At 67.6% G+C, this 11,913-nt stretch carries 8 protein-coding genes; 1 reads left to right on the top strand and 7 read right to left on the bottom strand.

All coding sequences use genetic code 11. From position 1 onward, the window contains the following. Window positions 1-67: 67 nt before the first annotated feature. From ccrA to FNM00_RS15150, 7 genes are all read right to left on the bottom strand, one after another. Window positions 68-1,348, bottom strand: a complete 1,281-nt coding sequence (ccrA, locus tag FNM00_RS15180; protein ID WP_143914397.1) for a crotonyl-CoA carboxylase/reductase — start codon at window positions 1,346-1,348, stop codon at window positions 68-70. A 51-nt stretch (window positions 1,349-1,399) separates the two neighbouring features. Beyond that, the gene (locus tag FNM00_RS15175) at window positions 1,400-2,224 is read right to left on the bottom strand and encodes an enoyl-CoA hydratase/isomerase family protein (RefSeq protein WP_143914396.1); all 825 of its coding nucleotides are present in this window, start codon (window positions 2,222-2,224) and stop codon (window positions 1,400-1,402) included. Next, window positions 2,221-3,780: an AMP-binding protein gene (locus FNM00_RS15170; RefSeq protein WP_143914395.1), complete on the bottom strand. Its 1,560-nt coding sequence runs from the start codon at window positions 3,778-3,780 to the stop codon at window positions 2,221-2,223. Before FNM00_RS15170 ends, FNM00_RS15175 begins: the two co-directional genes overlap by 4 nt. Continuing rightward, the gene (locus FNM00_RS15165; protein WP_143914394.1) at window positions 3,780-4,352 is read right to left on the bottom strand and encodes an OsmC family protein; all 573 of its coding nucleotides are present in this window, start codon (window positions 4,350-4,352) and stop codon (window positions 3,780-3,782) included. Before FNM00_RS15165 ends, FNM00_RS15170 begins: the two co-directional genes overlap by 1 nt. 40 nt (window positions 4,353-4,392) lie before the next feature. Continuing rightward, window positions 4,393-5,664: an MFS transporter gene (locus FNM00_RS15160; RefSeq protein ID WP_221933767.1), complete on the bottom strand. Its 1,272-nt coding sequence runs from the start codon at window positions 5,662-5,664 to the stop codon at window positions 4,393-4,395. A 315-nt stretch (window positions 5,665-5,979) separates the two neighbouring features. Next, window positions 5,980-6,885: a LysR family transcriptional regulator gene (locus FNM00_RS15155; protein ID WP_143914392.1), complete on the bottom strand. Its 906-nt coding sequence runs from the start codon at window positions 6,883-6,885 to the stop codon at window positions 5,980-5,982. A 319-nt stretch (window positions 6,886-7,204) separates the two neighbouring features. Further along, on the bottom strand, window positions 7,205-9,139 hold the full coding sequence (locus tag FNM00_RS15150; protein WP_143914391.1) for a S16 family serine protease: 1,935 nt from the start codon (window positions 9,137-9,139) through the stop codon (window positions 7,205-7,207). 148 nt (window positions 9,140-9,287) lie between these two features. On the opposite strand from FNM00_RS15150, the gene FNM00_RS15145 reads away from it, so the two are divergent. Continuing rightward, window positions 9,288-11,822 carry a tetratricopeptide repeat protein gene (locus tag FNM00_RS15145; RefSeq protein ID WP_143914390.1) on the top strand — a complete coding sequence of 845 codons (2,535 nt, stop codon included), beginning with the start codon at window positions 9,288-9,290 and terminating at the stop codon, window positions 11,820-11,822. Window positions 11,823-11,913 lie beyond the last annotated feature (91 nt).

Below are 11,913 nucleotides of genomic sequence, written 5' to 3'. Positions count from 1 at the left end.
CAGCCTAGATCGTGTCTCCTCGGCCCGCGGCGCCAGCCGCGGGCCGAGGAGACACGTCGCCGCGAGACTACGACCGACGCCCGGACTCGGGATCAGCGGCGCCAACGAGGTGGACGGTGTTGCCGAAGACCTCCTCCCCGCGCCCCATCTCCGCGTGGGACCGAGGAATCTCGTCGAAGGCGAGAACCCGACCGAGGACCGGGTCGATCGTGCCCTGGCGGACCAGATCGTTGTACGCGTACGCCTGAGCATCGTTCGTGCCGTGCGAACCTTGCAGTCGCTTCTGCCGGGTCCAGTGATAGCGCAGGTCCACCATCGCATCGAAGCCCGTCGTACCGGCGCAGATGGCGACCATCCCGCCGGGTTGGCACAAGAAGATGCTCGTGGGGATGGTCGCTGCCCCGGGGTGCTCGAAGACGATCGCGGGATCCTCGCGACCGCCGGCGATCTCCCACAGCTTCTTGCCGAAGGCGCGCGCACCGGAGGTCCACTCCTTCTGCCCGGCCGCGTCGTCGACGAGCGGCGGAACACCCCAGTGGCCGAAATCGCGGCGATCGATATAGCCGATCGCCCCGTGCTTCATCGCGTACGCGCCCCGCTCGTCGTCCGAGACCACCGCTACGGCCCGTCCGCCGGCGGCGCTCACCAGCTGGCTGGCCTGGGTGCCAAGACCTCCCGACCCTCCCCAGACGAGGACGAGGTCGCCTTCCTGCACCGTGTTGCCCTGCCACCCGTGCAGCATCCGGTACGCGGTCGTGCCGACGAGGGTCGGTGCCGCGGCCTCGGCCCAGGTCAGGTGTTCCGCCTTCGGCATGAGTTGATGGGACTGGACCCGCGCGAACTGCCCGAAAGCACCGAAGTTCGTGTCGTAACCCCAGATCTTCGCGCTCGGGGCGATCATCTGGTCCTTGCCGGAAGCGATCCAGGGGTCATCGGCATCCCACACACCCGGATGCACCACGACCTCGTCGCCGATCGACCAGCCCTCCACCCGATCGCCGACGGCGTAGACGATGCCGGAGGCATCCGATCCGCCGATATGGAAGTCCTCGGTCTCGCCGCGCTTCTGGCGCACCGCGACCTGGTCGACCGGATAGCCGCGCGCCGCCCAGACATTGTTGTAGTTGACGCCGGCGGCCATGACGGCCACCAGTACCTCGTCGGGGCCGATGGCCGGCGTGTCGACCACCTCGTGCCGGAAGGCGTGCGTCGGGTCTCCGTAGCGGTCCGGCCGCACGATCTGCGCGTGCATCTGCCGTGGCACCTCTCCCAGCGGCGGGAGCGTACCGAGATCGGCGGCGCTTTCCGGGCCGTGGGCGACGGGGTTGCGGTCGGTGGGGTCATTCATGGCGATCTTCCAATCTCATGGTCGTGCGAAGGGTGGGTGCGAGCGGACGGATCACTCGCTGGGCGCATAACGGGCATCGCGCCAGGCGAGGGCTGCGCCGAGCCCCCGCGTCGCGACGAGCTCGGTGAACTCGGCCCGCTCGGGGGTGTCCGCGGAGTTGAGCACGGCGGCGATGTCGTGATTGGCCTCGACGGCCCCACGCAGTCCCATCTCCTCATAGGCACGGGTGAGAGCACGCTTGGTATAACGCAAAATCGACAGCGGTGTCAGAGCGATCGTGGCCGCCAGCCGGGACACCGTCTCCTCCAGCTCGCCTGCAGGAACGACCCGGTTGATCAGCCCGAGCTCACGAGCACGCTCGGCGTCGACGATGTCTCCGGTGAACAACAGCTCATTGGTCATCTTCTGGCCGATGAGGAAGGGCATCAGGAGCGTCACCGGACCGGAACCGAATCTGATCTCCGGCTCACCGAACTGGGCGTCCGGGGTGGCGATGAGGATGTCACAGGCCATGGCCAGCTCGCATCCCCCGGCGAGGCACCATCCGGACACCGCGCCGATGACGGGCTTGCTGAGCCCCCAGACCTGCATCGTCAGGCCGATGTTGTTGGCCAGACCGGCGTGCCACTGCTCGGCGGTGGACACGCCGAGCTCGACCTCCTCGGCGATGTCATACCCCACGCTGAAGGAGGTCTCGCCGCCGCGCAGCACCACGACGCTCACCGCGTCATCGGCCTCGGCTCGCGCCAGAGCATCCTTGAGCTCACCCATCAGCTGAACCGACAGGGCGTTCAGCTTGCGGGGCCGGGAGATCGTCAGCCAGGCGATGTTGTCGCGGACCTCTGTCTCGACGAACTCGTACTGTCGTGTGGTCATGCCATTTCCTCGCTCTTCGTCTCGGCGTGCTGTGCTCTGCGGAGGGCGACCTTGTCGATCTTGCCCACCGCCGTCTTGGGAAGGTCGTCGATGATGGTGATCTCGTCGGGCACCCACCACCGCGGGAGGTGTTGCTGTAGATGGGCTCGCAGGACCTCGTGTCCGATGGGCGCGCCACCGGCCGGATCGAGCACGACGAAGGCGACCGGCCGCTCGACCCATCGCGCATCGGGTCGGGCGACGACCGCCGCCGTCTGCACACCGGTGATCTCGCACAGGCACAGCTCGATCTCGGCCGACGGGATCCACTCGCCGCCGGACTTGATCATGTCCTTCTCGCGATCGTGGAGGGTCAGTCGTCCTCGAGCATCCAACGAGGCGATGTCGCCGGTGCTCATCCAGCCGTCGTCCGACGCGGCTCCGATGACGAAGGCACCGCGGACCTCCAGGCTGCCCGGTTCTCCGGCGTCCGCCGGGCCCGCGGGCCCGGCGATGCGCATCTCCATCAGGGGGATCGGCCGGCCGGCGGTGGTCGCGGGTTCAGACCGTTCATAGGTGCTGCAGGCCATCGTCTCGGTCATGCCCCATGCGGTCGCCACCGTGGCGCCGAGATGTCGCTCGATATCGCCGACGACCGACTGGGGTACCGCGCTTCCGCCACTGAGCACCTCGCGAAGACGCGCCGGACGCCGTTCCGGACTCTGTGCGATGACCCCGCACACGTCGTGCCAGACCGTCGGCACCGCGGCAGCCACGGTGACGCCGAGGTCGCTCATCACATCGGCGATCCGCCCAGGCGCCAGGTCGCCTCCGATGAGGACGACGTCGGCGCCCGTCATCGTGCTGGTGAACAGCAGCCCCCACCCGTTGACGTGGAAGAACGGCGCGAGCGGCAGCACACGATCGGTCGTCGTGAGCCCAGAGGCACCGTCCGCTGCCTGACTGAGACTGTGCAGGACGAGCTCGCGGTGGCTGACCTCATAGGCCTTCGGGCGGCCGGTGGTGCCGCTGCTGTGAAAGACGAAGGCGGGAACGTTCTCATCCGCGACCGGCGTCCCCCCGCTCGCGGTCTCCCCCGTCGCGATGATCTCGTCGTACTCCGGACCTCCGCGGGAATCGACCCGCAGGACATGGATGCCGGGTGCCATCTGAGCAACGACCTCCGCGGCGACCGGCCCGACACCCGGGTGATCAAGCACCTCACGGTCGACGACGACCAGAACCGGATCCGAGCTGGCGATCTGCTCGAGGAGCACGTCGCTGGACATCCGGACGTTCAAGCACTCCAGCCGGGCTCCGGCCGCGGGGACGGCGAACATCAGCTCGGCTTGCACCCGGGTGTTGAAGCTCATCGTGACGACGGTCGAACCGGGTGTGACGCCGGCGCGCCTCGCCAGCCCGGCGGACAGGGCGCGAATCCGGTCCGCCAGACCGGCGAAGGTCATCGACTGAATGTCGCGACCGTCAGCGCTGCCGACCACGTCGAGCACCCGCGCATCGGGATGCACATGGCGCATCCGCCACAACAGATGGTCGATCGTCAAGGGGAACGACATCAGTCCGCCAGAGTCGTGACGACCTCGACGGGATTCGCCAGGGTGTCGCGGACGGGCGAATGCGCCTCGACGGCGCCGACCAGGCTCTCTAACTCCTCGCGAGATGCATTCGGTGAGGCGGCGCGCACCGTCACCCGGATCGCCTGCGCTCCCGGCCGCACCCGATCGTCAGTACCCAGGAACCCCTGGAGATCGAAGTCGACCTCCAGGTCGAGCGACAGTGCGCTGAGCTCGATACCGCGGGAGGTGGCGTTCGCCGCGAAGGTGACCGCATAGCATCCCGCGAGAGCCTGCAACACGTACTCGCCCGGACTTGCCGCGTGGTCGCTTCCCAGGAGCGCGGCCGGCTCGTCGGATTCGAGCGTGTAGCGGGCCGTACGATCCTCGACGACGGCGCCATTCTGCAGCACCTCGCCTGTGGTCGCCTGCTGGCGGCAACCGGTGAGCCACTGTGAGCCGAGGGCGAAGGTCACCTGCGCGAGCTCTGGTCGTGCCCGCACGGCATCCTGCGTCTCGCGCAGTGCTGTCAGGTCGACGCCGTTGAGATCGGTGGTCGCATGGTCGGTGGTCATGGATGTCTCCTTCATGGTGATGCGGGTGGTCAAGGCGGGGTCAGACACGAGCCGCGTGGCCGCGAGACGTCGAGACCTCGTCGATGTCGTGGCGGTTCGTCTCCGGTGCGAGATACGCGCAGACCCCGGTGATGAGGCTGAGGAACAGGAAGTAGATGACGACGAACCACGGCCGTCCGTTGTTGGCCGCGAGCAAGGAGGTGGCGATGAGCGGAGCGAACCCGCCCGACAGGACGGCACCGAACTGGTAGCCCATCGATGCGCCGCTGTAGCGGACGCCGGTGGAGAACATCTCGGAGAAGAAGGCCGCCTGCGGTCCGTACATCGCGTCGTGGAAGACGTTCAACCCGATGACCATGGCAAGCGTGATGAGTACCGGGTTTCCCGTATCGGCCAGGAGGAAGAAGGGGCCCACGAAGAGTGCCGAGGTCACGGTGCCGAAGAGATAGAGGGGGCGGCGTCCGACCCGGTCCGAGAGTGCCGCCCAGATCGGAACGGAGACCAGCCCGACGGCCGAGGCGATCAGCACGGAGTTCAGGCCGATATTGGACTCATCGCCGACCGAGCGGGCGATATAGGCGATCCCGAAGGTCGTGAGCAGGTAGTAGATCGCATTCTGCGACATCCGCATGCCGGCCGTCAGCCAGACCGCCCGCTGCTCGTTCTTGACGACATCGGCCAGAGGGTTGGTGGCGAGGGTGTTGTCATCCTTCATCTGCTGGAAGGACTCGGGTTCGTGCAGTTTGGCGCGGATGATGAACCCGACGAGGACCAGCACGCCGCTGAGCAGGAAGGGCAGTCGCCAGCCCCAGCTGAGGAAGGCCTGGTGGGACATCGACATACGGGTGAGCATGAAGATCCCGGTCGCGAGGAGCATGCCACCGGACACGCCGATCTGGGTGAAGCTGCCGTAGAAGCCGCGCTTGTCGGCGGGGGCCGATTCGACCGACATGAGGGCCGCGCCACCCCATTCGCCGCCGACGCCGAAGCCCTGCGCCAGGCGCAGGACCAGCAGCATGATCGGGGCCCAGATGCCGACCTGCCCGTAGGTCGGCAACACGCCGATCAGGGTGGTGCTGACGCCCATGATGAGCAACGAGGCGACGAGCATCGCCTTGCGGCCGACACGGTCCCCGACGTGGCCGCCGACGAGGGCGCCGAGCGGGCGGGCCAGGAAGCCGACGGCATAGGTGGCGAAGGAGGCGATGAGGCCGACCGCGGGTGAGACATCGGGGAAGAACAGCGGACTGAAGACCAGTGCCGCGGCGGTGCCGTAGAGGAAGAAGTCGTACCACTCGATGGTGGTGCCCACGAAGCTTCCGAGGGCTACTTTCTTGACGGAGTTCCTCGGTGGAGGCGTAGCGGATTGTGTCATTGGTTTCACCGTTCGATGGCGCTTCGACAGAAGCGGACACCCGGCAGTGCCGGTGTCGACTGGACATGACGGAGGCGGTCCGATCAGAACCGTGAGATCTCACGCCGCTGGGTCTTCTGCGAGGGTGTCCTGCGTCACACTCTGCGGCATGACCAGATAAGCAATGCGCCACCGTTCAGGGCAACGACCAACTCGTCACAGCGCTGTGCAGAAGTGCACACCCCCTGCGATACCAGCGAGAAAGGCCGCTGGTCAGGAAGCCGAAAGGTTCAGCTCGAGACCTTCAGTCGAGGCGACCAGTCGAGTGATCCAGCGGCCGACGGCGTTCACCCGGGCCAGCCGGTCCAGATTGTTCGGTGTCAGCAGCCAGTAGCTGTGAGGCACGAAGGCATCGACATCGGTGAGACGTTCGATCCCCTCGACGCGGTCGGCCAGGTAGCTGGGCAGGAAGGCCAGCCCGAGGCCCTGGCGTGCCGCCTCGATCTGCCCGGCGATGCTATTGGTCTGGATGCGGGGGCGAGCCTCCGGCACGAGTTGGTAGAGGGTGCGGAAGGTCGCGGCGCCGAGAGCCTCGTCCACATACCAGATGAAGTCGTGGTGCGCGGGGAGGTCCTCAAGAGCGAGTACCCGCGGAACCCGGCGCAGGTACTCCGGCGCTCCGTAGAGCCGGAGCTGATAGTCACCGAGCCGACGCACCGAGACGCCACGAGCCTCCGGGCGCTCGATCGTGACCGCGAGGTCGAACTCTCGGGACGTCAGGGAGGCGTGGCGATTGGCCGTCACCACCTCGACCGTCAGCTCGGAGAATTCGGCGACCATCGATCCGAGCCCGGGCAGCAGCAGGAACGAACCGAATCCGTCGGGGGCGATCACCCGTACCGATCCCGACAGCATCGAACCGCCCTGCAGACAGTCCTCACGTGCAGCGAGCACCGCGGCCTCGACGGCCTCCGCATGGGCGAGGAGCCGTGTCCCGGGTTCGGTCAGCACCCAGCCGGACGGCTCGCGGGCGAACAACCGCTGTTCGACCATCCGTTCCAGACGCGAGATGTGGCGACCGACCGTGGTGTGATTGATCCCCAGGTGCTTGGCAGCCTCGGTCAACCGGCCACGGCGGGCCACTTCGAGGAAGATACCGAGATCGTCGGCTGAGAGCATGCGCGAACCTACCTCCCACATCCCCCTCGATTGCGGAGCACGTTAGCAGCATCGTCGATGTGCCGCAGGTGACCCTCCGCGCTGAACGGTCAGGCGACCGTGACGGGTTGGCGCAGGATGGTGTGCAGCTTCTCCGCGGCCGCCCGACAGGGATCGCTGGGGCGCCAACAGCATCATCGTCCACGTCCACTGGGACTTGTCCCGTGCACTGGTGAAGACCTCCATGTCCTCGGCCCACCAGAGCCCCTCCAGCGGAGGCACGACGTCATCACGCCCCAGATCACCCTTGCTGGCGAACTTGAGCGCTTAGGCGACCGGATCACTCCTCCACGAACCCGCCCAGGTAGCGCAGCACCCGTGCAGTCAGGAAGGACTGGTTGTAGACGCCGATCGCCGAGAACTGGTCCGAGATCTCGCCCCGCCGCAGGATCCCGGCGGTCTCATAGCTGGCGACACCGAGTACCGGCTCGGTCTCCACCTCCCGCAACAGCTCGATCTCCGAGGCGAGCTGGTCGCGACCGAGATCGAGGGCGCGCCCGAGCACCGCGTCGAAACGCACCCCGGTCACGTTCAGCAGATTGTCGAGCTCGGCGTTGTTGTAGTACTTGTCGACGAGCATCTGATTGCGCACATAGTTGCTGAGCCCGTATCCGAGGGTCGCGTACTGCGCGTTGGCCTTGTCGCCGCCGATGTAGTCCGCGATCGCCGGTTGCACATTCGCCTGGCTCACTGCCGCCGCCACATTGGTGTCCACCGAGGCCAGCATCGACAGCGCCGCCTCCCGGCTGAACCCGCGTGCATCGGCGAGATCGGCCACGACGACTTCCTCGAAGGTCGCGAAGTTCGCATCGGCCCCGCGACGGAAGAAGTCCCCGACCTGGGCGAGGTCGACCTCCTCGGACAGCTCGGCTCCCGGATTGTCGCGTCCGACCTCGAGCATGACGCCCGCCGCGGCGATCTGGGCCTCCGCGAGCTCGGCCCAGTAGACCGGGGTCACCAGCCGCGAGAAGAGCTCGTCCGGTGAGGAGATCGCCCCGCTCTCCCAGTCGTTGCTGAGATCCTCGATGAGCTGGCTCGCGAAGATCAGCAGCGAGTAGGCGTCGAAGATGCTGGCATAGGCGCGGACCAGTCCCTCGGCATCGGCGACCGTCTTCGGCTCGAACGTGGAGAGCTGGTCGAGGAAGGCGAAGAAGCTCTGCTCAGCGGAGGAGATGTCCATGGCCTGATCGAAGAACACCGGCAGCCCGTCGAGGCCCTGGGTGAAGACCGGCTGAAGCAGCTCACCGGTCGCGGCGAGTCCCTCCAGCGCCGAGGCGGCCTGCGAGGCCAGATCATAGGCACCGGCCTGCAATCCCTGCTGCTGCAGTCCGACGGCCTCCTCGTGGAAGCCGCGGATGAGCTGGCGGACGCCCGTCTGAGCGAAGACCTCCTGCACCTCCTTCGGCAGGCGCAGCAGCCGAGAGTCGGCATCGTTGTACCGCGTGAAGGTGATATCGACCTGGGGCTTCAACTTGTCATAGGAGCGGTTGTCCAGACGCGGGTCACGTGTACCCGAGCGGATCTCGATCTCCTCGCCGGTCAGATGGGTGTACGCCTCGTAGATGTCGCCCACCTCGATCACCTCGACACCCGCGCGATCGGCCTCCCGCACGACATCGACCATCTCGCCCTCCGCATTGGCGGCATTGCGCTGCCCCAGGGGGATCAACACGGTCTCGAAACCGGCCTCACCGGCCGCCACGACCTTCTCGGGGATGCCCCCGACCGGGCCGATCGTGCCGGTCGCGTTGATCGTGCCGGTCATCGTGACATCTGGGTTGATGGCATCGCCGCGTTCCAGAGCCATCAGGCCCGCAGTGGTGAGCGCCCCGGCGCTCGGCCCGTCGACCCGCCCATTGGTCTCGAAGCGGAACTCCCCCTCCAGCGGCGAGGTCAGCAGAATCGTCGACACGATCGCCGCGTTCCAGGCGCCGGCCTGAGACTGCGCGCCGATGCCGCCGACCTCATTGGCCGAGAACTCCACCCGGAAGTCACCGGCAGTATCGGGATCCTGGCGGCTGATGATGGTCTCACCGGTCGTCCCGGCCCCCGACGAGTCGAAGGCCAGCCAGGTGATCGTGATGCTCTCGGTCTGCGGTGAGGGCGAGGTGCACCCGGCTCCCGTCACGGCGACGACACCGGCCAACGCGCTGGAGATCACCCACCGTCCCCGCACACCCCGGACTCTGTTCATCGCCACATCCACTCCGTTCATCCGAGAAGGTTCGCATTCCGCGGTCCCCGGATCGACAGATTCTGGTCTTCCCGTACGAATCCGAACGTGCCCGTCTCCACGCCGATATAGTGAGGACGCCAGTGTCCGGTCCGGTGCGCTCTGAGAGCCTTCGACATCAGGAAAGACGATGACCCTGTCTCAGCCCTCGCTCGCCGATCCCGCCGCCGAGACCCTGGACGGCATCCGCACCCTCGACGACGTCGCACAGCAGTTGCGCGCGTGGCGCTCCGCGGCGGGATCGCCCTCCTTCACCCAGATCGCCCGACGGATCGCCGAGGAACGCAGCCACCGTGGCGTCCATCCTCGCGACGTCACCCCGGGCCGGATGACGGTCTACGACGCCTTCTCCGATGGACGCAAGCGGCTGGACGTCCAGCTCGTCGTCGACATCGCCCAGGCCCTGGGCGTGGACGGCCCACAGCTCGAGCTCTGGCACAGCCGGTGCGTGCTGGCTCAAGGTCGCCGTGCCCTGACCCAGTCGGTATCGGCCTATCGGGGACTTCCGCCTCGCTCCGATCATTTCATCGGCCGCCAGGAGGAGCACGACACCTGTCTCACCGCGACGTCCCCCGTGGTGATCGAGGGGATGGCGGGCATCGGGAAGACCGAACTCGCCTTCCAGGTCGCCGCCACACTCCTCGCGCGCGAACGCGTCCAGGACGTCATCGTGGTCGCTCTGGGCGATACCCGCTCGCCCGATGACCTGGCGACCTGGCGAGGTATCGGCGAGGCGATCCTGCGCACGATGGGGGTCTCCGTTCCATCCGGCGGCACGACCGCCGAGCTCGCCGACACCGTCTCCACGACCCTGGAAAGCCGGCAGGTCGCCCTCGTCCTCGATGATGTGACGGTCGCCGATCAGATCATCGAGATCGTCCGCCGAGCACCGACGACCCCCGTGCTCGTGACCTCGCGGGCACGGCTCCCCCTCGACGGGGTCACCAGTGTGGCGATGTCGACCTGGCGGGACGAGAACACCCTCGAACTGCTTCGGGCCGCGACGGATGAGGCGATAGTCGCCGCGGAGGCAGCCGCGGCCCAGACCATCGCCGAGCTCGTGGACGGTCTGCCACTGGCCGCGGCTCTCACCGCCGCACGGGTTCGTCGTCTCCGGGGCTGGAGCCTCACCGACCAGGCCGCCGCACTCCGCGGACGACTCGCCTCGCATCAGCTCGACGAGCCGGTCAGCGCCACCATCGCTCTGAGCTATTCGATGCTCTCGGAGAGTGCGCGCCGCGGACTGCGACTACTCGCCGCGCAACCCTGTCGCAGCCTCTCGCGGCCAGCCCTCGACGCTCTCCTCGGCGACGACGTCTCAGCCGACGAACTCGCCGACGAATTCCAGGGCACGCACCTGTTGGTGCGGGTTCACCAGGACCGATTCGCCCTGCACTCCCTCGTCCGCACCTACGCGGTCGCTCAATCCTGGCAGGAGGATCCTCCGAGCGTGAGGTCGTCCGCGCTGACCCGGATGGCGGGTGCCCTGCTCGCACGTGCGTGGGGATGTTCCGAACGGCTCTACCCCGGGTCGTTGCGGCGCTTCGACCGTGAGCGCGAGATCGAGATACCGGACACGCCCGAGCAGGCGGCCGTCTGGCTGGAGGACGAACTCGAGTCATTGGTGGAGATCGCCACGGCCGCAGCCGTCGACGCACCTCAGATCACGCTGGAGATCGCGCAGGCCCTCAGCCGCAATTTCGACAACCGGGGACGCCTGCACCTCTCGCTCTCCCTGCACCGGGCCGCGGTCGACGCCGCCCGACGAGCGGCCGACACCGCGGGTGAGGCCTATGCCGAGCTGGGGATCGGCACGACCTCCGTGCGTCTCGGACTGCCAGAGGCGGCGCTACACCTGGAGCGCGCCCGCCAGATCGGACAGAGCTCCGGTGCGCGCAGGGCGGTCTACTCGGCCACCAATGCGCTGGCGATCCTCGCGGCGCAGGCGGGTGACTCGCTGACGGCCTTGCATCAATTCCAGGAGTGTCTGGCCTTGGCCCGCGAGGACGGCGACGAGGCCTCCGAGTACCTCCTCATCGACAACATCGCGATCATCCTGCGCCGCCTCGGCGACCTGGAGGGAGCCCTCGACCATCATCAGCAGGCCCTCGATCACGCGCGCGCGAAGGACCTCCGCGAGAGCCTGGCGACCTCGCTCGGCAATGTCAGCGAGGTCTACCTGCTGCTGGGCCGGGTCGAGGAGGCCGTCGAGGCGGCCGAGCTCAGCCGCGAGGTGGCGCAGTCCATCAGCTCCTCGATGACCTACGCGCATGCGACAGCGGCCCTCGGAGTCGCGCTCCATGCCCGCGGCGATCAGGAACGCGCGCAGAACGCGATCCGGGAGGCCTTGCAGCTGTCCCGAGACGGCGATCTTCGGTCCCTGGAGGTCACCTGTCTGAACCATCTGGGTCACCTGTTCATCGAGGGGGACCCGGCTGCCGCCGAGGAATGGCTGCGGGAGGCCGAGAACGCGGGCGCGCGCTGGGGCGTCGCCGACGAACGCCCCCGCACGTTGCATGGGCTCGGTCGCCTCGCCTACGCGCGAGGCGAGGTGGACCACGCCCGCGAATTCTTCGACGAGGCGCTGACCCTCCTCGGCTCCGAGGCCGCCCCGCTCGCCCGGGAGATCCGCGGCCTGATCGAGGACATGTCCCCGACGCCCTAGTTCGAGAGCGACGACGCCCCAGCGAGACCACGCCCCGGCGGTGAGTTATCCCGCGCTTGAGCTGCCTGAGTACGTGCTGGCTCACCGATCG

The sequence above is a fragment of the Aeromicrobium piscarium genome (assembly GCF_007421815.1).
In the GTDB taxonomy this organism is placed as follows: Bacteria; Actinomycetota; Actinomycetes; order Propionibacteriales; family Nocardioidaceae; genus Aeromicrobium; species Aeromicrobium piscarium.
This window is presented reverse-complemented; position numbering and strand designations above follow the sequence as displayed.